At 62.1% G+C, this 24252-nt stretch carries 19 protein-coding genes and 1 tRNA gene; 5 read left to right on the top strand and 15 right to left on the bottom strand.

Annotation, left to right across the window (positions count from 1 at the left end):
• Window positions 1-3: 3 nt before the first annotated feature.
• Together KFO72_RS08015 and KFO72_RS08010 are read left to right on the top strand one after the other, a co-directional pair.
• A complete protein-coding gene (locus tag KFO72_RS08015; protein ID WP_148654594.1) occupies window positions 4-618 on the top strand; it encodes a hypothetical protein in 615 nt (204 codons plus the stop codon).
• A 320-nt stretch (window positions 619-938) separates the two neighbouring features.
• Complete coding sequence (locus KFO72_RS08010) at window positions 939-1298, top strand: hypothetical protein (protein WP_060603961.1); 360 nt, start codon at window positions 939-941, stop codon at window positions 1296-1298.
• Window positions 1299-2019: 721 nt separating this feature from the next.
• Here KFO72_RS08010 and KFO72_RS08005 read toward each other — a convergent pair.
• From KFO72_RS08005 to phnA, 4 genes are all read right to left on the bottom strand, one after another.
• Entirely contained in the window at window positions 2020-2295 is a 276-nt protein-coding gene (locus KFO72_RS08005; RefSeq protein WP_225031840.1) for a DUF6881 domain-containing protein, read from the bottom strand.
• 88 nt (window positions 2296-2383) lie between these two features.
• The gene (locus KFO72_RS08000) at window positions 2384-2656 is read right to left on the bottom strand and encodes a hypothetical protein (protein ID WP_225031839.1); all 273 of its coding nucleotides are present in this window, start codon (window positions 2654-2656) and stop codon (window positions 2384-2386) included.
• Between the two features lie 303 nt (window positions 2657-2959).
• Window positions 2960-4249, bottom strand: coding sequence for an MFS transporter (locus tag KFO72_RS07995; RefSeq protein WP_225031838.1), 1290 nt, complete (start codon window positions 4247-4249; stop codon window positions 2960-2962).
• Window positions 4250-4297: 48 nt separating this feature from the next.
• Window positions 4298-5530, bottom strand: coding sequence for a phosphonoacetate hydrolase (gene phnA / locus KFO72_RS07990; protein WP_225031837.1), 1233 nt, complete (start codon window positions 5528-5530; stop codon window positions 4298-4300).
• Between the two features lie 97 nt (window positions 5531-5627).
• Here phnA and KFO72_RS07985 point away from each other — a divergent pair, with 97 nt between their 5' ends.
• Window positions 5628-6533 (top strand): LysR substrate-binding domain-containing protein, encoded by a 906-nt coding sequence (locus tag KFO72_RS07985; RefSeq protein ID WP_225031836.1) that lies wholly within the window; start codon window positions 5628-5630, stop codon window positions 6531-6533.
• A gap of 196 nt (window positions 6534-6729) precedes the next feature.
• On the opposite strand, the gene KFO72_RS07980 is transcribed toward KFO72_RS07985, so the two are convergent.
• The 7 genes from KFO72_RS07980 to fdnG all read right to left on the bottom strand — a co-directional run bounded on the left by KFO72_RS07980 (window position 6730) and on the right by fdnG (window position 16020).
• Window positions 6730-6822, bottom strand: a tRNA-Sec gene (locus tag KFO72_RS07980).
• Between the two features lie 97 nt (window positions 6823-6919).
• Window positions 6920-8860, bottom strand: coding sequence for a selenocysteine-specific translation elongation factor (gene selB, locus KFO72_RS07975; RefSeq protein WP_225031835.1), 1941 nt, complete (start codon window positions 8858-8860; stop codon window positions 6920-6922).
• A complete protein-coding gene (selA, locus tag KFO72_RS07970) occupies window positions 8857-10302 on the bottom strand; it encodes an L-seryl-tRNA(Sec) selenium transferase (RefSeq protein ID WP_225031834.1) in 1446 nt (481 codons plus the stop codon). Before selA ends, selB begins: the two co-directional genes overlap by 4 nt.
• Window positions 10303-10338: 36 nt before the next feature.
• Window positions 10339-11271, bottom strand: a complete 933-nt coding sequence (gene fdhE / locus KFO72_RS07965; RefSeq protein ID WP_054932809.1) for a formate dehydrogenase accessory protein FdhE — start codon at window positions 11269-11271, stop codon at window positions 10339-10341.
• A 96-nt stretch (window positions 11272-11367) separates the two neighbouring features.
• Window positions 11368-12003, bottom strand: a complete 636-nt coding sequence (locus tag KFO72_RS07960; protein WP_054932810.1) for a formate dehydrogenase subunit gamma — start codon at window positions 12001-12003, stop codon at window positions 11368-11370.
• A complete protein-coding gene (gene fdxH, locus KFO72_RS07955) occupies window positions 12000-12938 on the bottom strand; it encodes a formate dehydrogenase subunit beta (protein WP_054932811.1) in 939 nt (312 codons plus the stop codon). The genes KFO72_RS07960 and fdxH overlap by 4 nt, the downstream gene beginning before the upstream one ends.
• A 10-nt stretch (window positions 12939-12948) precedes the next feature.
• A complete protein-coding gene (fdnG, locus tag KFO72_RS07950) occupies window positions 12949-16020 on the bottom strand; it encodes a formate dehydrogenase-N subunit alpha (protein WP_146174342.1) in 3072 nt (1023 codons plus the stop codon).
• 296 nt (window positions 16021-16316) lie between these two features.
• Between fdnG and KFO72_RS07945 the strand changes: the two genes are divergently transcribed.
• A complete protein-coding gene (locus KFO72_RS07945; RefSeq protein WP_107200521.1) occupies window positions 16317-17642 on the top strand; it encodes a YihY/virulence factor BrkB family protein in 1326 nt (441 codons plus the stop codon).
• 395 nt (window positions 17643-18037) lie between these two features.
• On the top strand, window positions 18038-19225 hold the full coding sequence (locus KFO72_RS07940) for a porin (protein WP_054932815.1): 1188 nt from the start codon (window positions 18038-18040) through the stop codon (window positions 19223-19225).
• Between the two features lie 138 nt (window positions 19226-19363).
• On the opposite strand, the gene KFO72_RS07935 is transcribed toward KFO72_RS07940, so the two are convergent.
• The 4 genes from KFO72_RS07935 to KFO72_RS07920 form a co-directional block, all read right to left on the bottom strand.
• Window positions 19364-20284, bottom strand: coding sequence for a proteasome-type protease (locus KFO72_RS07935; RefSeq protein ID WP_054932816.1), 921 nt, complete (start codon window positions 20282-20284; stop codon window positions 19364-19366).
• 160 nt (window positions 20285-20444) lie between these two features.
• Window positions 20445-21251, bottom strand: coding sequence for a transglutaminase family protein (locus KFO72_RS07930; RefSeq protein ID WP_054932817.1), 807 nt, complete (start codon window positions 21249-21251; stop codon window positions 20445-20447).
• Window positions 21252-21264: 13 nt separating this feature from the next.
• Window positions 21265-22215, bottom strand: coding sequence for an alpha-E domain-containing protein (locus tag KFO72_RS07925; protein ID WP_036000265.1), 951 nt, complete (start codon window positions 22213-22215; stop codon window positions 21265-21267).
• Window positions 22216-22346: 131 nt separating this feature from the next.
• Window positions 22347-23756, bottom strand: coding sequence for a circularly permuted type 2 ATP-grasp protein (locus KFO72_RS07920; RefSeq protein WP_054932819.1), 1410 nt, complete (start codon window positions 23754-23756; stop codon window positions 22347-22349).
• Between the last annotated feature and the right edge of the window lie 496 nt (window positions 23757-24252).

Here is a 24252-nt window from a genome sequence, read left to right as displayed (position 1 = left end):
ACATTGATGCTCACGCTTGGGACGGCAGCGCATGCCGACGATTTCGCTTCCGTGCAGTACGACGCCTCGAATAACTCGATCGCGCTCAAACGAAGTGACGGCGCGAGCAGGCAATGCGTGCTCGCGCGCAAGCTCAAGGACGTCGATCCGAAGTTCAACTGGAACCAGCAGGTGGTTCTGCTGAACAATACCGACTACGTCGCTGTTGCCGATGTGCAGCAATGCACAGACGGAAAGGCGTCGCCATCAAGCATTCCCCCACACGTAGGCTTTGTGGTGGACGTCAATCTCCGGAAGAAGCTCTATCTTTCGCTCGACGTCGTGACGGCAGGCACAATCAGCTACGCAGCGACCGTTTCCAAACTCGGCAGCAACCGGCCGATCGGGAATTTTCCGGGCGAGTACACCCGGGGTAAGAGTATGAGCAAACTGCAGGAAGAAGGGTTCGGTTATTCGGAGTCGGCTCCCGGCCGGATCTCTGAGGACGGCCGATACGTCAGCGCGAACGGCTCGATGGAATGCGCGATCTACTCGCACCCGGGAGTTTGGGATCTGCAGACAGGAAAGCGAGTGGTCAGAAGCGACGGCTGCGAGAATCTCTTTAGCAGCGGCAATTGAAAACCTGGTGAGGCGGCTTGTTTAATTGTGCTTCAGGGCTTGGGGCTGGCGAAGTGAAGCGCAACCCGCACGAGTGAATCAGGCACAAGATGCTGACGCGACTTTGGGGACGGCCGCTGTACCTTTAAAAGCGGCCGTCCTGACGTTTCGAGCGAGCATGGCCGGAGAGGGGCGGCTACGGAAGTCGGGGGAAGGCCCGGCGCCGCTCGATCATCGGCGAGCTTCGAACTGCCGGGATCGGCCATGATCAGCCGTTCGACCGCGAATGAAAAATTGGCGACAATCCGGTATCCCTTGGCTCACAGTGCGAAGCGCGCAGAATGGAAAATTGGAGAAATTTGCTCGGCGTCTTGGCGCGGTCAGAACGTCTCTACGCCGCTGCATCGGACGTGGTCGTGGATTACGGCGAAGATGTGCCACCGACGGTGTTGTACGGCGGACTCGGCCGAACTCTCGCGCGAGAGTTCACTTCATTGTCAACGCCGGAGAAAGTGCAAATCTTTGACGCGATCGAAGAGGCGATGAATAGCGAGGAAGTGAGACAGGTGGAGCTGGTCGCCACCGGTCTTCTTGAAGGACTATTTAATGCCTCCGTAAAGCTATCGTGCTGGGAACAAATTAAGCCATTTCTCGGTATTCGGTCACGAACCTATCTTTCAGCTTGGACGAGTTGGACGTAGGTTTAGCCTCGGGCGGCTGCTTCGGAGGAAGCTGACTGGCTGCTACGGGTCGGGCTGAGTCCATCCGTGCTTCGAACTCATCGCCGCAAAACGGTCATTGGTATTTCGCTTCCCGATACCGGCCGGTCGTCAATGCGCGCTCCCGAACCATTGCGGTCTCTCGATTCTTTGCAAAGCGGTCGGTCGATATCGCGAATCAAGGCAACAGGCAGGTCCGTCACCATCCGCGCGAATTTTCTACGAAGCGGAAACTGTCTGGTCAAAGCCGAGTTGCCACGAAGATTAAAGTCGATCAGCCAGCGCGGGATCATCGTCAGTATTGCTTTATCCTCGTCGGTGCGGATTTAATTCCAATAACTCGCGCGCAAGCCGACCTGTAATCACCCGGCCGCACGTTGCGCAAAGTCCATCGTCAGTTTGCTTGCCACAGCAGGGACAAAACCGTTTTCCAAGCCTGAACGGCGTTTCCCCCGACGGCAGAACCGCGGCGTTCAACGCAAGCTGCTCGAATTGGTCTCGAACGGAATTGCTAAATAATGATCCGGTCACCGGGCACTGGAGTTCGCGTCCACGCGATTCAACCAGCTGTGCGGAGCAGTAAGGGCAGTACATAGGCGGGACGGAATAGTTTTGTCCGATCGCCGACGATTTAATGGTGCCGTCGACCGGTCGAATTTGGCCGACTGCCGCCCTATCCCGCGGTACCGGATGTATGCTGGGATCACAGACGTTCAAAAAGCATCGATTCAATGACACGAGCGCTGAACTGGAAATCCGAATTGATTTCGGCTAACTGCGGGACAGGCAACTTTCCAAGCTCAGTTCCCATCGCCGACCGGTGGTCGTCGGCATATCCAACCCGCCCGTCGCGGAAAAATTCTAGTTTTCGAACTTCATAGCGCTCATAGTCAAGCTGCGAGACCAGTCGAATTGGCTCGGCCTCGAAATCGTGCCTCCAAACAACATCGATGAATATAGATTGGCACGCCTCTCCCATCTCTTCTCCCTGTGGTTGCCGAAACGGGTCTCACCACGGTCAATTGTCGACGATTCACGTGGTGGTGTCGAACGGCCGCTCCTGACCGTTACGCCCCAAATCGACCCACGCTGCCGAAAATGCTTATAAGCAAAAAGGCGACGAGTAGTACCCCGAGCGCAACATAAGTCAGCAGGAATTTGATAGGCGATTCTGCTTTGTATATGGTGCCGCCGCGCGTATGGGCCACATCTTCCGTGTGATAGCTCGATATCGTCGCAATCAAACCGGCAGTCGATACGAAGAGGGTTCCGATCCATCCAAAGTGGATAACATTGGTTGGATATACGAAGCATATACCCCACGAGACGATGGCTGCCATGAGCAGCCGCCAAACCGCTTTGTTCATCAGTGGACCTGACTCGAAGCATCCTAATCGGTGCAATTGTCGGCGATCTATAGAGTAATGTCGATTGGCTCTTCCTGGCCGCATACGGTCCGACGGTGAGCCCACCACAGATGCTGCCGTCGGCCCGACTGCGTTCGACAGAAGTCGACCCAACTCGGCCGTTCGAGTCAGCACGCTTCAAACGGCCGCTCCCGAGAAAGAACAGCCGTCCACGAATCGACTCGCAGCAACGCAAAAGCATCGAGAAGTCCAGCCAGGTTCGGGCGACGCGATTCCTCAGCGCTTGATCAGCATCGAAAGCACTGCGCTTGCTGCGCAAAGCCCTGCGACAATCGGAAAGATGATCGACGTATGGCCGGTGGCATCGATAATGTGGCCGATAACCGGTTCGCCGATGCCAGCGAACATGTACGACATGGTGTTTAGCACACCTGTTGCTGTCCCCGCAGCGCGGCGCCCGAAAATATCAGGACACAAGGCCCAGAAAGACGACGCCGGCCCGAAGACAAAAAAGCCGCACAAAAACAGAAGCACGATCGCAAACATACTACCGTGCGGCACGAACATCATGAAGATTGCCGTCGCACAGGCCAGCACCATGTACCAGACGATCGCCATATAGCGGCGCCCTTGAAACAATACGTCGGATATCCAGCTATTCGACAGCGAGCCGAGCGCCATGCCCACCGGTAACGCGACCGTGATCCATTTCGGGTCGATCAGCGCCGATGAAGTCTTCCAGTCCATGCCGAGAAAATGGACCGGCACCCAGACCACCAACGCGTACCGTGCGGCGTTCTGGAAACCGATTGCGAGACCCGTGATGTAGAGCCTCCAGTTCTTCATCACAAGCGCGTATCGCTGCGAGCTCGTCAACTCATCCTCCGACTCCGCCAGAGAGGTTGCCTCTTCCGATTTTTCAGCAGCCGGCAGATGCAGAGCCTCCGGTCGTTCAGAAACAAATAGCAACAACACCAGTGCGCCCAGCAGCATGGAAAGCGGCGCGAGACGGAATATCCAGACCCAGCCGAGTTGCATCGTACCCAGAATGATGACCGGAAAAACGTAAGCGAGCACCGAAGAGAATCCGGAGAAGCCCACATAAACGCCATAGACAAAACCGCGATGTTTGTGATCCCACCAGTTGGATAGCAGGCGGCTGCCAGGCGCGAAACCCATCGACTGAAAATAACCGTTGAGCCCCCACGCCACCAGAAAGAACAGGAATGTGTGACCGAAACTAAATAGCCAGTTCGCCGCAAGTGAGAGGACAGCCCCGGCGATCATCATCGTCTTGCCACCCAGCTTGTCACCCAGATTGCCGTTGATGAACTGGCCGCCGGCATAGCACCAGAGCATGGTCGCGCTGATCCAGCCAATCTCGTACTTCGATAGACCGTAGTCGTGCTGAATACCGGCAACGGCAAAACCCAGCGTCTGCCGGCCGGTGTAGTAGAACAGGTAGCAAAAGGTCACGCCGATCAACGCACGCCACTTATATTGCGCGAACGTCGTGCTCCTTTTGATGGACGTGTATTGCAACGCATCAGGCGTATCTGTGGGCATTACTGTCTCCATGGGGCGCGCGGTCTTTGCCGCGCTAACCGTTTTTCGTTATCGGACGAGGTGATTGAGCGCGAGATCGATGACATCGAAATTGCGCAAGCGCCGCCTGCCGTCGCTGCCACCGAGCTTGCGATTGAAGATGAGCGGCACTTTCTGTTCGGACACGCCGCCGTGGGAGCGCAGCGGCACGGTGAGCCCGGACAGGTCATGTTTGTCGGCCGCGCTGCCGAGCACCGTGAGCCTTTCGCCGAGCACCACGAGTTCACCGATCCTGTCGGGCGGCAACTCGAATCGCTCGCTAGCCTGTGCACGGGTCAGTACCGCCTCGACGCCATCGATAGCCTCGAGAAACGCCGCCACGTCGCACTGTTTCTGTTCGCCTCGATCGCGCAGGTACACCGTAGCGTAGGAGCCCAGCGCGCCGTGATGCACGACATACGGATCAGTGATGGGCAGGAGCACGCGCGTCGCGTGCGCGCCGTATCGCACATCGAGCCTATCTTGCAGAAACACGATATTTGGCCGGCCGATGGCATCGGTCTTCGCATTCATGCCATGGTCAGCCGTGATGGCCAACACGGCACCCTCGGCGTGATAGCGCGCCAGATAATCGTCCATCATCGCGTAGAAAGCGTTGGCTTCTGGCGTGCCGGGCGCGTGCTTATGCTGGACGTAATCCGTTGTAGAGAGGTACATCAGATCAGGGCGCTCTTCACACAAGATGGAAAGCCCGGCGGCAAACACGAACTCCGAAAGTTCTGCGCTGTACACGGAGGGCACAGGCATGCCGACTCTCGCCACGATGTTCTCGATACCGTGCTCGTCGAGGGTCACCTGGTCGGCCTTTTCAGCCGAAAAGCAGATCCCTTCCAGCCGGTGTCCGAGCAGACTGCGCAGCTTGTCCTTCGCGGTAACGACCACGACGCGCTGACCCGCGCGAGCCATCTCCGCAAGAATGGTGGGCGCGCGCAGGTATTTGGCATCGTTCATCAGGACTTCCGTCTGCGTCTCCTCGTCGAAAAAGAAATTGCCGCAAATGCCATGTACCGACGGCGGCGCGCCCGTGACGATCGACAGATTGTTCGGGTTGGTGAACGACGGCACGACGCAGTCCCCGTCCAGCACGGTGCCGAGCGAACGCAAGCTCGCCAGAAACGGCGCTTTGCCGGCCAGGATCGCCTGATTTATGTATTCCTGCTCGCAGCCGTCGACACACACCACGATCGTCGGCGCAGAGGGCAATTGATAAGTTCGAGAGTTGACGGTGATCTGCTGGGTCATGGGGACACCTTTCTGAATGAAGTGACGTCAGCGTATGATGATCAATCTACTCACACAATCGACAAAATTATCCGGATTGCGTTAAATAAACTCACACATGCGCTCGAAGCTTCCCCCACTCAACGCCCTGCGCGTATTCGAAGTCGCCGCGCGCGCGGGCAGCTACTCAGCAGCCGCGCGTGAGCTCAACCTGACGCACGGCGCCGTGAGCCGTCATATCACCATCCTTGAAGACTGGCTCGGCCAGCCTCTGTTCGTGCGCGATGGGCAAAGCATGGTCGCATCCGGGCACGCACGAGCCTTTGCGCGAGAAGTGAGCGCGGCTTTCGACCACATCGCGGATGCGGCGGAACGCTATGGCAAGAGCCGGCACCGTAAAGTGATTCGGGTCAGCGCGGCGGCGACGGTTGCGATGCGCTGGCTGATTCCTCGTCTGCCCTTGTTCACGGCGATCTGCCCGGATGTGGATGTGCGCGTCTCCACGACACTGACGACCGATTCCGCACTGCGCGGCAGTTTCGATCTGGCGATTCGTCGCGAAGTGCCCGCAGACGGGCAATATCAGGCATGGCCATTATTTGAGGAGCGCAACACGGTGATCGCGAGCCCGGCGCTGATCGAGCAAACCACGATATCGTCGGTCGAACAACTTGCCGCAGAAACATGGCTCACCACGGAATCGCGTCCGAGCGATTGGGAGAGATGGACCCAAGCCGTCGGTCAACCGACGCTTCGGGCCAGTCGAACCTTGAGATTCGATCACTTTTTTGTGACCTTGCAGGCCGTGGTCGACGGCCTCGGTTTTGGTATCGGACCATTTCCAACGCTCGATGCGGATTGCACTGCAGGGCGTCTACAGAAACCGTTTCCCGATCTGACTTCGAAGGGAGCGACTTACTTTGCGTTGGTACCGCTGGATGCCGATAAGCCTGTGCATATGAGGGCTTTCGTCGATTGGCTACGATCAAGTGGCGAGGACGACCAGTCCAGCAAAAAAAAATGAGCCTTCGTTCGTGTACATGCAACTGGCTTTTGTTGAGAGCCGAACCAACGCTCCAGCAGCCATAAGCAACAAGCGGCGACTGGCTGGACATGGCCGCATACGGTCCATCATTTTTTTCGTCGCCGTTCTCCAAGGCAACTGGCCCCAGCCCGTTTGACGTTGCGACCGCCTATTTTGAAGTCCCACAACCCTTGGGCGGAAGGCAGCCGGAGTCGAACCGACCAGAGAGTGGCTGACACCCCCTACTGGGTTTGAAGCCCAGCCGCACCACCAGATACGAATGCCTTCCGTTGACGCCTCACCTCAACCACAAACTTTCGGCAACCGATTATAGCGAGCGCTAAAAACAACCACATCCGTGGCGCGCACAGCCGCGCGGCTCCACATCACGCACCCGCTTCGCACACAATTGCCTCGTGCAACTGCGAATCCGGCCTCAGCCAGTGAACGTCGCGTTGAAAGCGCGTATAGCCGATGCGATCGAAGAATTCCAGAATCTGTATCGCGCGCTTGCGCCCCAGCCCGGTCGCGTCGCGAAACCCCGATGCGCCCAACGCGCCGCCATGCCCATTCGCAATCCCTGCAACCAGCCGCGCAAGCTCATGCACCACGTCGCGGTGATAGAACAGATCGCGAACCACCTGATGCACGTCGCCTTGCCGCGCGAGCTTGCGCAACACCTGACGCACGGCATCTTCTTCCCGTCCCGTCGTCTTCGCGAGATCGCGTACCCATGGCGGATCGAAGCGGCCTTCCAGAAGCAGCGGCAGCAAGCTGTCGGCGAGACCTTGCTCGTTCGAATCGAGCGCAATCGAATGACCTGGCAAATGCAGCCACGGCCCGCTCCTCGCGACCACACCGTCGGCCACGAGCGAATCGACCAGCGCGCGCCACATCGCGTCGGGCACCAGCGGCGCCGCGATGCGCCGTAAGCGCGCGGCATCCGGTCCCAGTTCGTCGGGCGAGCGCTCATGATATTGATCGAGCGCCGCGATCACATTCGATCTCAGCCGCGCCCAGTGCGTGCGCAACACGACGACGGCATCGCCCGCGTCCTTGCCGTGAAGCGCAATCTCGTCGGCATCGGCAGCCAGCGGCAGTGAGTCGGCGGGCAGCCCCGTCAGTTGCGTCAGCATCGAACGCGTGACGCCGCGCGGCGCCTCTTCGAGCAGCGGGCCGATGCGGCCGTCGTCGAGCCACGCCTGCAACGCATCGAGCCACGCGCGCCGTTCCGCCGTCCTGCGTTTGCGCGGCGGCCCGAATGGATCGAGCACGCGCCCGCCGCCGACCGTGCGCGTCGCCTGCGCATTGCGCACGATGAAGCGATCGCCCGGTAACGCGCAGACGGGTGCATCGAACACCAGTTGCACGCGTGCGCTGCAACCGGCCGCGAGCGTGTCGCCTTCGAGCAGCGCCACATGCGCGACACGATGCAGCGTACCGATATGCACATGCAGCGGCGCCCAGTGTTGCAACGTGATGTCCGCGTCCGCGAGCAGCGTCAACTCGACGTCGAAGCGCTCACCGGGTTTCGCAAGCCGCCCGTCGACGATCCAGTCGCCGCGCGCAATCGCATCTTTGTCGACACCGGCAAGATTGAGCGCACAGCGCTGTCCCGCGCGTCCGACATCGGCCGCGCGGTTTTGCGCATGAATGCTGCGCACGCGCACGGCACGGTGCGCCGGTTCGAGCATCAACGTGTCGCCCGTCGCGACCCGCCCGGCGAACACCGTGCCCGTCACGATCGTGCCCTGCCCGGCCAGCGTGAACACACGGTCGACGGCGAGACGAAACAGTCCGTCGTCGCGCCGCGCGTGCCATGCAACGGCTACATCGCGCAGGTGATTCGACAGCGCGCGCACGCCGGGATCGTCGGATGAGGTCGCGTTCGTATCGAAGATGGGCGCATCGGCGAACGGCGTCGCCGCGAGCCACGCGCGAATCTCGCCGTGCACCTGCGCGATGCGGGCAGCATCCGCGCGATCGGTCTTGGTCAGAGCGAGAGCGCCGCGCGTGACGCCAAGCAGTTGCAGGATCGCCAGATGCTCGCGCGTCTGCGGCATGATGCCGTCGTCGGCGGCGATCACGAGCAGCGCATAGTCGATGCCGCACGCGCCCGCCGCCATCGTATGCACGAGCTTTTCGTGGCCCGGCACGTCGATCATGCCGAGTACGTCGCCGTTGTCGAGCGGCGTGTAGGCGTAGCCGAGTTCGATCGAAATGCCGCGCGCCTTCTCCTCTTTCAGCCGGTCGGTGTCGACGCCCGTCAGCGCGCGCACCAGCGTCGTCTTGCCGTGGTCGATATGGCCCGCCGTGCCGACGATCATATCCGCAACTCCGCGCATTGCGCGATAAACGCGGCTTCGTCGGCGGCTTCGAGGCAGCGCAGATCGAGGCGCAGCGCGTCGTCGGCAATCCGTCCGAGCACCGGTCGCGGCAATCCGCGCAGCGCTTCTTCGAGCTTCATCAGCGCGCGCCCGCCGCGCTTGCCCGCCGCATTGCGTATCGCAAGACCGAAGCTCGGCAACTGATCGACAGGCAACGCGCCGCTGCCTATCTGACTCATCATCGGCTCGGCCGTCACGCTGTACGTTTCGCCGAGCGCGCGTTGCAGCACGGCCTGCACGCGCGCCGCCTGTTCCTGCATGTCGGCGGCGGGACGCGTCAAGAGACGCAAAGTGGTCAGCCGCTCGCGCAACCGCTCGGGCGCGCGATAAAGCTGCAGCACAGGTTCGAGCGCCGCGAGCGTCAGCTTGCCGACGCGCAGCGCCCGCTTGAGCGGATGCTTCTTGATCTTGCGGATCAACTCGGCGCGCCCCACGATCAAGCCCGCCTGCGGCCCACCGAGCAGCTTGTCGCCGCTGAAGGTCACGAGACCGGCGCCCGCTTCGACCGTCTCGCGCACGGTCGGCTCGGTCGGCAAACCGAACTGCGCGAGATCGACGAGCGTGCCGCTGCCGAGATCGACGGCCATCGGCAGGCCGCGCGCATGCGCGAGTTGCGCGACTTCATCGACGGACACGCTTTTCGTGAAGCCTTCAATCGCATAGTTGCTGCAGTGAACCTTCATCAGCAGCGCAGTGCGTGCATTGATCGCTTCGTCGTAATCCTTCAGATGCGTGCGGTTCGTCGTGCCGATCTCGCGCAGCTTCGCGCCCGCGCGCGACATGATGTCGGGAATGCGGAACGCGCCGCCGATCTCGACCAGTTCGCCGCGCGACACCACCACTTCCTTCTTCGACGCGAGCGCCGACAACGTCAGCAGCACGGCCGCCGCGTTGTTGTTGACGACCGTCGCCGCCTCGGCGCCCGTCAGTTCGCAGATGAGTTCGTCGATCAGATCGTCGCGATCACCGCGGCTGCCCGTGGCGAGATCGAACTCGAGGTTCATCGGCCGCGTGAGCGCTTCGACTACGGCGCGCACGGCTTCGTCGGGCAGCAGTGCGCGCCCGAGATTCGTATGCAAAACGGTGCCCGTGAGATTGAACACCGCGCGTAAATGAGGCCGTGCGCGCGCGGCGAGCGTGCGCGATGCATCGTCGACCAGCTTCGCTTCGAAGCTGGACGATTCATCGAAAGACATGCCCGCGAGAAGGTCGCGCCTGAGCGAATCGGCGGCCGTGCGTATCGCGTCGACGACCTGCGTGCGGCCGTATTCCCCGATCAAAGGCTGCACCTGTGCCGACGACAGCACACGTTCGACGGCGGGCACTCGCGCGAGCAATGCGCGCATGTCCCTGTTCAACTCGTTTCCCGACACTTCGCTCACGCTTGCGTCCCCCGCGCGGTTTGCTACAACGACCGTTCACTCTTCCGAAGGCACTTCCGGCCACAACAGCGGATTCGGACTGCTGCGCTTGTAGCCTGCTTCGTTCATCAGCAGATCGAGCGTGAGGCTCGAGAGGTCGTCGGCAAGCGGCTCGAAGTCGTAGTCTTTCTCCTGATAGCCGATCTTGCGATACGTGTGGCACTCGTCGCATGATTCGGCCTTCAGCGCTTCGCTGCCGCCGTCGATGCCGTGATACGCGATGCCCTTCGTCGAGTCGCAATTCGTACACTTGACGCGCACCACATGCCATTCGGTCGAGCACAGGCCGCATTGCACATAGCGATAGCCCTCGAACTGCCCGCCGACGCGCACGATGCTCGCAACGGGCGGCACGCCGCACACGGGACACGCGCCCGGGGTGTCCAGATACGGCACGGCGCGCGGGTCGATACGGCTCGCGATGTCCGTCCACACCACCTGCAGTGCCGCCATCACGAACGGCGCGGACGCCGGCTCGACTTCGTTGAAGCGCAAGGCGAGGATCGCGTCGGCGAGTGCGTCGAGCTCTTCCGCGCTTTTTACGCGCAAGTCGTCGATCACGCGGGCGAGCATGGGCGTCACCAGCCCCGCCGCTTCGACGCGATCGAGCAGACGCTGCAATACGTCGCGCCACAACGGATCGCGCTCCGCCGTGGTCGCGGGCGCGATGGGCATCGAATGCTGCTGCGCGAGGCTGATGGATTCGGCGGAAGGCAGCGTCGCACTGATCGGCGCGAGCGTTTGCTGCTGCGCGTCGGCTAGCGCCGCCATCAGCCGGATATAGCCGCCGATCGGACTTGCGCCCGCCAGTTGGCGAAGACGCGCGGCGCGCGTCGAGAATAGGGTCGCGCGCTCCGGCATGCGCAGGCGCGGAATGGCGGAATGATCGATCGATTCGATCTGGCCGGGGTCCAGGATGCGTTGCACCAATTCAGCTTCCTGCTAGTCAGAAACATGGATGGCGTCAACAGTAGCAGATATGCAGACGCAGCGCGCGTTACCGGCCAGGCGCGCGCCGCGCACACGTCACTTGATGCTCTCGCGAAACCACTTCGGATGATGCTTGCGCGCCCAGCCGAGCGTCACCGTGCCGCGCACCATCGCGCCCATCGAGCCCTTCACCCATATCGCCGCGTAGATATGCACGATGATGCTGCAGATCAGCACGAACGCGCTCAGCGCGTGAATCACGGCCGCGACGCGCACCACGTCGATCGGGAAATAGAACGCGAAATACGCGCGCCAGATGACGATGCCGCTTAGCAGCAACAACACCAGGCACAGCACCAGCACAAAGAACAGCAGCTTCTGACCAGCGTTGTATCTGCCGACTTCGGGCAGCCTGTCTTCGCGGTTGGTGAGCACGTCGTCGATCTGGCGCAGCCACTGCCGGTCGTCGGCATCGAGGTAGTTGTGATGCCAGAAGCGCAGCGCAAGGATCATGAACGACACGAACATCACGAGGCCGATGAACGGATGCAGGATGCGCGTCCATTGTCCGCCGCCGAACAGCGCGGACAACCAGAACATCGACGGATGAAACATCGCGAGGCCCGACAGCGCAAGCAGCACGAACGTGATTGCCGTGATCCAGTGATTCGTGCGCTCGTTAGGCGTATAGCGCACGATCAGGTCCGGGTTCTCATGCCGATGATGTTTCATTTGACGGGCTCCTCGGGCTTGTGCTCGCGCCGTTCGCGGATATCGCGCGCGGCGTTGCGGGCGGCGTCTTCGTCTTCGTCGCTGACTTCGTTCGGACCGACGCGCGTGTAGTGGAAGAAGCCCGCCAGCGCCGTCAGCGCCATCACCGCGACGGCGAGCGGCTTGGCGACGCCCTTCCACAGCTTCACGAAGGGACTGATGTGCGGATCGTCGGGCAGGCCGTGATAGAGCGACGGCTGATCCGCGTGATGCAGCACGTACATCACGTGCGTGCCGCCCACGCCCGCCGGGTTATACAGTCCGGCGTGCTCGAAGCCGCGCTCCTTCAGGTCGACGATGCGCTCCTCCGCGTGCTGGATCATGTCGACCTTGGTGCCGAACACGATCGCGCCCGTCGGGCACGTCTTCACGCACGCCGGCTCCTGGCCCACGCCGACGCGATCCGAGCAGAGCGTGCACTTGTAGACGCGATGATCGGCCTTCGATAAGCGCGGAATATTGAACGGGCAGCCGGCAATGCAGTAGCCGCAGCCAATGCAGTTCTCCTCGTGGAAATCCACGATGCCGTTCGTGTACTGCACGATCGCGCCCGGTGACGGACACGCCTTCAGGCAACCGGGATCTTCGCAGTGCATGCAGCCGTCCTTGCGGATCAGCCACTCCAGATCGCCTTTCGGGTTCTCGTACTCGGTGAAGCGCATCACCGTCCATGAATGCTCGGTGAGGTCGCGCGGATTGTCGTAGACGCCCGTCGTGATGCCGACCTCGTCGCGCAGGTCGTTCCACTCCATGCACGCCGTCTGGCACGCCTTGCAGCCGATGCACTTGGTCACATCGATCAGCTTCGCGACTTCCCCGGTGACGGGCTCGCGCACCGACGTCGGCTGCACGGTCGTGGCGGAGATGCGTCTGATATCAAGCGATTGAAATGCCATGACGCCTCCCCTATGCCTTCTCGACCTTCACGAGGAACGACTTGAATTCCGGTGTCTGCGAATTCGCGTCGGCCACGACAGGCGTCAACGTGTTAGTGATGTAGCCCGGCTTGGTGAGCCCCTTGAAACCCCAATGCAACGGAATGCCGACCGTCTGCACCTTCTTGCCGTCGATCATCAGCGGCTTGATCCGTTTCGTCACGACGGCCACGGCGATGATGTACCCGCGATTGCTCGACACCTTCACGCGGTCGCCCGCCACCACGCCGACCTGCCTGGCGAGGTCCTCGCCGATTTCGACGAACTGCTGCGGCTGGATGATCGCGTTCAGGCGCGCATGCTTGGTCCAGAAGTGGAAGTGTTCCGTCAGACGATAGGTGGTCGCCGTATGCGGAAAACTGGCCGCCTTGCCGAACGCCTTGCGGTCGTCCGGGAACACGCGCGCAGCCGGATTGTTCGTCGCCAGCGGATTGTCCGGATGGAACGTGTTGTAGCCGAGCGGTGTTTCGAACGGTTCGTAGTGCTCGGGGAAAGGCCCTTCGTTCATCCCGTCGCGTGCGAAGAAACGCGCGACGCCTTCGGGATTCATGATGAACGGTCCCATGCCGTTTTCAGGCGCCTCATCGATTTTGTAGTCGGGAATGTCGGGCCCGCTCCAGCTCGTGCCGTTCCACGCGATCAGCTTGCGTTTCGGGTCGAACGGCTTGCCGTTCAGGTCGCACGACGCGCGGTTGTACAGCACCCGCCGGTTCGCCGGCCACGCCCACGCCCAGCCGAGCGTCTGGCCAATGCCCGTCGGGTCGCTGTTGTCGCGCCGGCCCATCTGGTTGCCGTTCTGGGTCCACGCGCCACAGAAGATCCAGCAGCCGCTCGCCGTCGTGCCGTCGTCCTTCAGTTGCGCGAAACCGGCCAACTGGTCGCCCTTCTTGACGAGCACCTTGGCGGGATCTTTGGGATCGGGCAGGTCCGCGAGCGCCTTGCCGCTGAACTCCATCGCGATCTCTTCGGGCGTGGGACTGTCAGGATGCGCATACGTCCAGTTCAGGTTGACGATGGGATCGGGATACTTGCCGCCCTGCTCCTTGTACGCGCGGCGCATGCGCAGGAAGAGGCCCGACATGATTTCCAGATCGCTGCGCGCCTCGCCCGGGCCTTCCACGCCCTGCCAGTGCCATTGCAGCACGCGGCTCGAACTCACGAGCGAACCCCGTTCTTCGGCGAAGCAGGTGGTCGGCAGCCGGAACACTTCCGTCTGGATCTTCGATGCATCGACGTCGTTGTATTCGCCGTGGTTCTTCCAGAATTCGGACGTTTCCGTTGCCAGCGGGTCCATGATGACGAGCCACTTCAGCTTCGCCAGGGCCGCCGACGTCTTTGCCTTGTTCGGCGCGGCCGCGAGCGGATTGAAGCCCTGGCAGATGTAGCCGTTCATCTTGCCCTGGTACATCAGCTCGATGGTCTGCAGCAGATCGTACGGCTTGTCGAGCTTCGGCAAATAGTCGAAGCCCCAGTTGTTGTCGGCCGTCGCGGCGTCGCCCCACCAGGACTTCATCATGCTCACGTGGAAGGCGCGGTAATTCTTCCAGTAGCTCAACTGGTTGGGCCGCAGCGGCTGCGCTGCGCGCTTCTTGATATAGGCGTCGAAATCCTGTTCCGGCTCGTTCGGCAGCGTCATGTAGCCGGGCAGCAAATTCGACATCAGGCCCAGGTCCGTCAACCCCTGAATGTTCGAGTGGCCGCGCAATGCGTTCATCCCGCCGCCCGCGATGCCGATATTGCCCAGCAGCAGTTGCACCATCGCGCCCGTGCGGATCATCTGCGCGCCGATCGAATGATGCGTCCAGCCGAGCGCATAGAGAATCGTGCCCGCGCGGCCGGGCGTCGCCGTGGTGGCGAGCGTCTCGCAGACGTGCAGGAATTTGTCTTTCGGCGTGCCGCAGGTCTTTTCGACCATCTCGGGCGTATAGCGCGAATAGTGCTGCTTGAGCAGGTTGTACACGCAGCGCGGATTCTGCAGCGTCATGTCGACCTTGACGAACCCGTCGTCGCCGCGCTCGTAATCCCACGTCGATTTGTCTGCGTACTTGTGCGCGTTCGCGTCGTAGCCAGAGAAGATACCGTCGTTGAACGCAAAGTCTTCACGGACGATAAACGGCATGTCCGTGTAGTTCTTCACGTACTCGTGCTGGATCTTGTCATTGGTCAGCAGATAGTTGATCACACCGCCCAGGAACGCGATGTCCGTGCCCGTGCGGATCGGCGCATAGAAGTCCGCGATGGAAGCCGTGCGCGTAAAGCGCGGATCGACGACCATCAGCTTCGCCTTGTTGTGCGCCTTCGCCTCGGTCACCCATTTGAAACCGCACGGGTGCGCCTCGGCTGCATTGCCGCCCATCACCAGAATCACGTCCGCGTTCTTGATGTCGACCCAATGGTTCGTCATCGCTCCACGGCCAAACGTCGGGGCAAGACCTGCCACCGTCGGGCCATGTCAGACACGCGCCTGGTTGTCGAACGCGAGCATCCCCATGCTGCGCACAGTCTTGTGCGTCAGATAGCCGACCTCGTTGCTGCCCGCCGAGGCCGCCAGCATGCCCGTGGTCAGCCAGCGGTTGACCTTCTTGCCGTCGGGCGTGTTTTCGACGAAATTCGCGTCGCGGTCTTCCTTCATCAGCTTCGCGATGCGGTCGAGCGCGTCGTTCCACGAGATGCGTTGCCACTGATCGGAACCGGCAGCCCGATACTCGGGATACTTCAGACGGCTCGGGCTATGGATGAAGTCGATCAGGCTCGCCCCTTTCGGGCACAGCGTGCCGCGATTGACCGGGTGGTCCGGGTCGCCTTCAATGTGGATGATGCTGGCGGTCGCGTTCTTCGCGCCGTCGCCGAGGCCGTACATCAGGATGCCGCAGCCGACGGAGCAATAAGGACACGTGTTGCGCGTTTCGGTGGTACGAGCCAGTTTGTACTGTCGGACTTCGGCGAGCGCGGGTTCCGGTGAGAAGCCCATCAGGGCCAAACTCGATCCGGCCAGCGTGCTTGCCGTCACTTTCAGGAACTGACGGCGGGACATTTGCAACATGATCGCCTCTGGTTCTATTTGTGGGGAGGTGAAAAAAGTATAAGTCGTTTCCGGACGTTCGTAAGCAGAGGAAACACGATGCGCAGCACGATCCATGCTCGATGACTCGACGTAGCACAATCTTGTTGCCCGCTTCTGTTGTACTCGCATAGGGAGATGGGCATGACGCTTGCGTAATACCATTGTCAGCGGCATGCCCCTGGCGCGCGTCACGACGCGCGATGAATCCGCGATGCCATGCGTTGTGTATGCGCATTGTGCGTGCGACGTATCAACCCTCGTCATGAAGGACCGCCATGGAACTCGACTCACTGTCAGCCGACAAGCTGCAAACGGTCGCGAAGAAGCAGGCGTCGTGGGCTGTCGGCGCGTTGCGGCAGTTCTCCGAAAACCGCTGCGCGGCCATGGCCGCGAGCATCGCGTTCTACGCGGCGTTCTCGCTCGCGCCCACGCTCGTGATGGTGATCGCCGTCTCCGGCTGGTTCTTCGGCGCGGAAGCCGCACGCGGCGAATTGTTCCGACAGGTGCATAGCGTGCTCGGCAACGACGCCGCTGCCGCCGTCACGACGATCGTACAGAACGCGCATCGCAGCGGCGGCGCGGGCGGCGTGGCGGCCATCATCTCGTTCGTGCTGCTGGCGGTGGGCGCGTCCGCGACCTTCTCGTCGTTGAATAGCGCGCTCAATATTGTCTGGCCGTCGGTGACGCCGCGCGCGTCGAGCGTGTTCGCGCTGGTGCGCGTGCGGCTGATCTCGTTCGGCCTCGTGCTCGGCGTGGCGTTCCTGCTGATCGTGTCGCTGGTGCTCGACACGGCGATCACGTTTATCGGCAACTGGATCTGGGGCGACTCGCCGTACGTGGTGATCGGCAATCTGCTGCAACTGGCCGTCGGCTGGATGGTGCTCGCGGTCGCGTTCGCCGCGCTGCTCAAGTTTCTTCCCGATGCGCCCGTGCGCTGGCGCGACGCGCTGGTCGGCGGGACGGTGGCGGCCGCGCTGTTCTCGGCGGGCAAGAAGCTCTTCGCGCTCTACCTCGCGCATGCCGGCATGGCCAACTCGTTCGGCGCGGCCGGCTCGCTCGCCGTGCTGCTGATGTGGCTGTACTTCTCGGCGGTGGTGCTGCTGCTCGGCGCGGAGTTCTCCGCCGCGCGCGGCCGCATGCACGATCCGCGCGGCGCCTGGGGCCTGGCGCCCGCCACGCCACCGGGCAGCCGCGCGATGCTGGCGTCCGTGCTGGCCGCATCGACGGTGGCAACTGATGCAAGACGCGGCCCGATAAGCGGCGCAACAGGCGGCCCGCCGCCGTCTGCCTCTGCCACCCCGCCGGCACCGCGTCCCTCCCTTGCAACGACACTGCTGGCGAAGCATGACGCGGGCATCGGCAAGGCCGTGTCGATCGGCAAGTCGGTCGTCAAGGCCGAAACGCAGGCGACCCACGCCGCCGCCGTGACGATCGTCGAAGCAAGACGCAGGGCCGTCGCGGCGGACCGCTACGTCCGGCGGCATCCATGGGAGTCGATGCTGATCGCGGCCAGCACCGCGATGGCCCTGGCCGCATTCGCCCGGCGCCGCAACGCCTCGAACGATGCCGAAACGCCGCCTTCCGGCAACGCCAGCCGTTAAGCGTCCGCTTCAAAGCACCGGCCCGCGGCGATCACATCCGCCCGAAACTGTCTACCCGAACCGTCAAGCTGAGCGCTCGCGGCGTTTGCGACCGCTTAATGTGGAAGCGGAAATTTCCGCACCCGACTAGACAACTTTCTTACACGAAACACGCGCCCGATGGCGTAAATCGTACCGATGCCGTCGATCACTGTCATAAAAAGAACAATAATCCTCGATCAAAGATTCAATATTGCTGAAACAGAAACAATCGTTGACATGCTTGCGATACAAGGCTTCTACCGGGCTGTCGGTTTTTCGATACACCTTAATTTTTTTCAGTTCTTACACTTCGAGACACTGCGCTATTCTCCGTTTCGCAACAACGATAACCAATCATCTGCGTGGAGAAATGGATGAAACGAATCGCACTGTCGACGCTCTCGCTGGCACTGCTCGGCGCTGCAGGCGCAGCACATGCACAAAGCAGCGTGACGCTCTATGGCTTGATCGATGACTCGATCCAGTATGTTCACAACGCCAATCCGGCGAACGACAACCTGTGGCAGCTCGCAGCGGGCAACCTGCAAGGTAGCCGCTGGGGCGTGAAGGGTACGGAAGACCTCGGCGGTGGCCTGAAGGCAATCTTCCAACTGGAAAGCGGCTTCAACCCGAACAACGGCAAGATGGGTTCGTACGGCACGGGCACGAAGCTGTTCGGCCGCCAGGCATATGTCGGTGTGACGCACGACGCATACGGTACGTTCACGGTTGGCCGCCAGTACGACCCGCTGGTCGACCTGGTTCAGCCGCTGACGGCTGACAACTACTTCGGCAGCACGTTCACGACGCCGGGCGACGTTGACAACAACGACAACAGCTCGCGTACGAACAACGCCATCAAGTACGTTTCGCCGGTGTGGAGCGGCTTCCAGTTCGAAGGCATGTACGCTCTGGGCGGCGTCGCTGGCGCAACGGGCGCTGGTCAGTCGTGGGCAGGCGCAGCAACGTGGGCGGGCGGTCCGTTCAGCGTTGCAGCTGGCTACTTCCACATGTCGAACGCCAACACGATCGCTGGCCGCGCTGGTACGTGGGGCACGGGCGTGACGTCGGACGGCACGTTCGACGGCTCGAACGTCAACCAGTTCTACTCGACGGCTAAGGCAATCGACATCACGTCGGCAGCCGCGCAATACGTGACGGGTCCGTTCACGTTCAACATCCGTTACAGCTTCGCGCAATACAAGCCGGATGCGTTCTCGGGTGCTGGCTTCGCCGAACAAGAGAAGTTCCACGTTGCAGGCGCGTACGCTGGCTACCAGGTCACGCCGGCCATGTTGATCGGCCTCGGCTACATCTACACGCACGCCGCTGGCGACACGTCGGCGAACTACCACCAGGTTTCGCTGGGCGGCGACTACAACCTGTCGAAGCGCACCGACCTGTACCTGGTTGGCGCATACCAGCACGCAAGCGGCCATCAGCGCGATGCGAGCAACGGTGGCGCAATCATCGACGCAGGCGCATCGGTTGGTTCGTACGGCTACCAGGCCGGTTCGAGCAACCAGGAAATCATCAGCCTGGGTATCCGTCACAAGTTCTAATAGAACAATATGACGCACGGCTCGAGACGTCGAGCCGTACTCTGAAGCCAGCAGCGGCGCAAGCCAACGCTGGCTTTTTTCATTGCTGCAGTGGAAAAAGTGGCTGCGTCCCGAAGCGGGCGCGCCGTGCCGGCGTGATCAGCCGCGTGTTTTAGGCTTGTCGGCTTGCGCGAGCGTCTGGGCGGGCCGCTCGTCGACACCCGGCGTGCCGCGCTGTGCGTCCGCATGCAACTCGCCAGGCGGCCGGTACAGCACCATCTCGCCGACATGCCCGTTCTGCGGCACGTCGCCCGTGACTTGCCAGTCGGGATCGGGAATCTCGCCGAACACCTGCCGAAGCCGTTCGCCCCACGTGCGATGGATCATCTGATAGTAGGCGTTGTCCTGATCGATCGACACGAAGCGCGTCACCTTCAGCGCATCTTTCTCATAGACGAGCAGATCGAGCGGCAGCCCGACCGAGAGGTTCGAGCGCAGCGTCGAGTCCATCGAGATCAGCGCGCACTTGGCGGCCTCGTCGAGCGGCGTGGACGGCACGAGAACACGGTCGATGATCGGCTTGCCGTACTTCGACTCGCCGATCTGAAAATACGGGTTCACGCGCGACGATTCGATGAAGTTGCCCGCCGCGTAGATCATGAACAGACGCGGCCGCGGTTGTCCGGCGCCGTTGCCGTTCTCCGCGTTCTCACGGATCTGTCCGCCGAGAATGAAACTGCAATTGAAGTCGACGCCGAATTCCTGCAGCGCGTTCGCCTCGCGCAGGTGCACGTCGCGCACGGCCTGACCGACCACGCGCGCGGCGTCGGCCATGGTCGGCACGGTCCAGAGCGTGGGCTTTGACGAGCCGGAAGGCCCGGACGGTTCGGACAACTCGTGCAGCACGGCCTGCGTGAGCGACAGGTTGCCCGCGCCGAGCAGCACCAGCATGCGTTCGCCGGGCTCTTCGAACACCGACATCTTGCGCGCGGTGCTGATGTGATCGACGCCCGCATTGGTCCGCGTATCCGACAGGAACACGAGCCCTTCATCGACGCACATCGCCACACAGTAAGTCATGACAGGAATCCAGACGGCTGCCCCGTACGAACGGTTGGGCGAGCCGGAAAATGGCACAGGCCGCGGGCAGCGCCGCGGGACGCTGCCATTGTAATGCGCGCGCCTCGCACGCTGCAGCCGATATGTGCCCAAACAGACCCCAGGTTTCGCGGCTTGCTTCTTACTGCGGCGACTGTTCCTGCGCCTTCACGGCAACGGACACATCGAGCGTTTCTTCCAGTCCGCCGATGCGCCGTCCGCGCACGGGCGACGCCGCTTCATAGTCGCGCGCCGCCGCGAGCCGGCAATACATCTCGCTGGCGAACGCGGCGTGCGTGACGTCGACGGAAATCCAGCCGGTCCCCGCGAGCCACACATCGACCCACGCGTGACTCGCCGCATGCTCGACGTCGCCCGGTTCGATATAGCCGCTCACATAGCGCGCCGGAATGCCGCGCGCGCGGCAGCACGCGAGCATCAGATGCGCGTGGTCCTGGCAAACGCCCTTGCCGAGCGCGAGCGCTTGCGACGCCGTGCTCGTCACGCCTGTCGCGCCCGTCTCGAACTGCACCCGGTCGATGATCTTCTCCGCCAGCGCAATCAGCGCAGCCGGCTTGTCGAGCGACGGCACGGACGCCGCCAGTTCGCGAATCGCAGGGTCGCAGTCGGTCAAGCGTGTCGCGCAGGTGAAATGCTCGAGCGGAATCGCGCCCGCATCGTCGCCGAGCCGGCCGTCGATCAACGCAAACGTGTCGACTTCGCCCGACACGTGCACGCGTATCTCGTCGTGCTGCTTGTTGAGCACGAGCGTGTGCAGCACGTTGCCATAGGCGTCGAAGGTCGAATCGAGTTTGCCGGGCGCATCGAGCGTCCAGCGCCGCACGATCTGTGAAGCGCCGCTCGACGGCGTGAGGCGCAATTGCTGGATCGAGTAATGGACCGTCGATTCGTAGCGGTAGAAGGTGTCGTGGCGGATCGTGAGAAACATTGAGGGCACTCCATCAGGCAACGGGCAGCATCAGGTACGTGCGCGCGACCATGTTGCCGAGTTCGAACACGCGGGCGAGAAACTGCGTGAGCCACGCATGCAGACCGGTTTCGAAAATCTGCCGGATATCCGAGTAAAGCAGTTCGGCGCGCAGCTTGCCCGCAAAACGCTCGCATTGATTCGAGCCCTGCGTGCGCAGCATCGCGAGGTTTTCGCAGACGCCATCGAGAGACGCCAGCAGCGAGCGCGGCATCTGCGAATTCAGGATCATCAGTTCGACGACGCGCGCGGGCGTCACGACATCGCGATACACCTTGCGATAGATCTCCAGCGCCGACACCGAACTCAGAATGGACGTCCAGTAATAGAAGTCTTCGAGTTGCCGGGCAGCCTCGCGCGAGTTCGGTTCGGCGTCGGCGAAGCGCACGTCGAGAATGCGCGCCGTGTTGTCGGCACGTTCGAGAAAGGTGCCGAGCTGCGTGAAGAAGAACGCGTCGTCCTGCAACGCGGTGCCGATCGTCACGCCGCGCGACAGATGCGAGCGGAACTTCACCCATTCGAACAGCGCCGACAGGTTGTTCGCCACCTCGCCGTGCGCGGTGCGCTCGTTGAATTCGAGCCAGGTATCGTTGATCGTTTCCCACCATTCCGTCGTCAACGTGCCGCGCACCGCACGCGCGTTTTCGCGGGCTGCCTGCAGACACGAATGAATGCTCGACGGGTTGGTCGGATCGGCCACCATGAAATCGAGCACGTTCTCGCGGGTCGGCTCGTCGTAGCGCTGCGCGAACGCGTGCTCAAGCTCGGAGATGCGCAACACCGAGCGCTGCGTGCGCTCCTCCTGCTCGGGCGTCTGCGGCAGCAGTTGCGCCTTCAGGTTGATGTCGAGCATGCGCGCGGTATTCTCGGCGCGCTCCATATAACGGGCCATCCAGAACAGATGATCGGCGGTGCGGCTCAGCATGTCGGCTTTCCGTGTTGATTGGACGCGCTCTCGTCGCCGTGTGACGCGAAGCGCGCCGGGTTGCCCGTGGTTTGTCGGCTGTGCGCCCGCATCGCGGGATGCGGGCGCTTCGGAAAATCGGTCGGACGTGGTCAGTCGACCATCCAGGTGTCTTTGGTACCGCCTCCCTGCGACGAGTTGACGACCAGCGAGCCCTCCTGCAACGCGACGCGCGTGAGGCCGCCCGCGCACATCGTCACCGTCTTGCCCGACAGGACGAACGGACGCAGGTCGATATGGCGCGGCGCGATACCCGCTTCGACGAAGGTCGGGCAGGCGGACAGCGCGAGCGTCGGCTGCGCGATGTAGCCGGCGGGCTTTTCGATCAGCCGCTGGCGGAACGCCTCGATTTCCGCGGACGTCGACGCCGGCCCGACGAGCATCCCGTAACCGCCTGCGCCATGTACTTCCTTGACGACAAGTTCGGGCAGATGCGCGAGCGTGTAGGCGAGGTCGTCCGGCTTGCGGCACTGGTAGGTCGGCACGTTGTTGAGGATCGGCTTTTCGCCCAGATAGAACTCGATCATGTCGGGCACGTACGGATAGATCGACTTGTCGTCGGCGATACCTGTGCCCATCGCGTTCGCAAGCGCCACGCGCCCCGCGCGATAAGCCGTCAGCAGCCCCGGCACGCCGAGCGCCGAATCCGGGCGGAACGCGAGCGGATCGAGAAAGTCGTCGTCGACCCGCCGATATATGACGTCCACGCGCCGCGGCCCTTGCGTGGTGCGCATGAACACGTAGTTGTCGTCGACGAAGAGATCCTTGCCTTCCACTAGTTCGACGCCCATCTGCTGGGCGAGGAAGGTGTGCTCGAAGTAGGCGGAGTTGTACATGCCGGGCGTCAGCACGACGACGACGGGATCGTCGACGCCTTCGGGCGCCACCGAGCGCAACGTGTCGAGCAGCAGATCGGGATAGTGCGCAACGGGCGCGATGCGGTTCTGCACGAACAGTTCGGGGAAGAGCCGCATCATCATCTTGCGGTTCTCGAGCATGTACGACACGCCCGACGGCACGCGCAGATTGTCTTCGAGCACGTAGAACTCGCCGTTCTCGCCGGCCCGCACGACGTCGACGCCTGCGATGTGCGCATAGACGGCGAGCGGCACGTCTACGCCCTGCATTTCCGGCCGGTATTGCGCGTTGGTGTAGACCTGATCGGCGGGCACGATGCCGGCGCGGACGATGTTACGGTCGTGATAGACGTCGTGGATAAAGAGGTTGAGTGCCTGGACGCGCTGCCGGAGGCCGGCTTCGAGCGTTTGCCACTCGCCGCGCGGGATGATGCGCGGGATCAGATCGAACGGGATGAGCCGCTCGGTGCCTGACAGATCGCCATTGACGGCGAACGTGATACCGACGCGGCGAAACAGCAGATCGGCTTCGGCCCGCTTTCTCTCGATTGCCTCGCTGCCCTGCTGCACGAGCCAGCGTTCGAACCGCTGATAATGCGGCCGCACGGCGTCATCGAACTGACGCATCTCGTCATAGCATCGCATGTTACGCCCCACTCTTTTTGTCGGATAGAAGGCGAATGCGCTGCGCATTCGGTTTTTCAATCTCGATCAAGCAAGCGTTATGCCATTCGGGATTTGTGCGCTGCGCGCGGTGGATGCACTGGGAACGCGCACTGCGATGGCGCTCGGTTGTCGATGTCATCGTAGCGCGGAGGGGGACGATGCGCTACTACGGTGCGTGTTGTTGCGTACACGGTGCGTGGGGTTTTGGTTTGGTTCTGGGTTTGGTTCTGGTTTCGGCTCGCGGCGCGAGGGGGATTGTCCGTTCGCTGGTTGCCGCGCTTTTCTCCTCCCCCCGCTTTGTGCGTTGCCCGTTTGGTGTTTTGGTCTTTGCTATGGCAGCCCTGTTGGCGCCTTCGCGGCGCAGCCGTTCGTTTTGGTTTGCTTGTGCGTGTGCTGGCATCCGCGATTCGTTAGTGTGCCCCACGCGTCGCCCCTGTGCGGGGCGGCACCTACTTTTCTTTGCCGCCGCAAAGAA

The sequence above is a fragment of the Paraburkholderia sp. XV genome (assembly GCF_020177535.1).
GTDB classification, from domain to species: domain Bacteria; phylum Pseudomonadota; class Gammaproteobacteria; order Burkholderiales; family Burkholderiaceae; genus Paraburkholderia; species Paraburkholderia caribensis.
The sequence above is the reverse complement of the archived record's forward strand: the minus strand, read 5'-3'. Positions and strand labels throughout refer to the sequence as shown.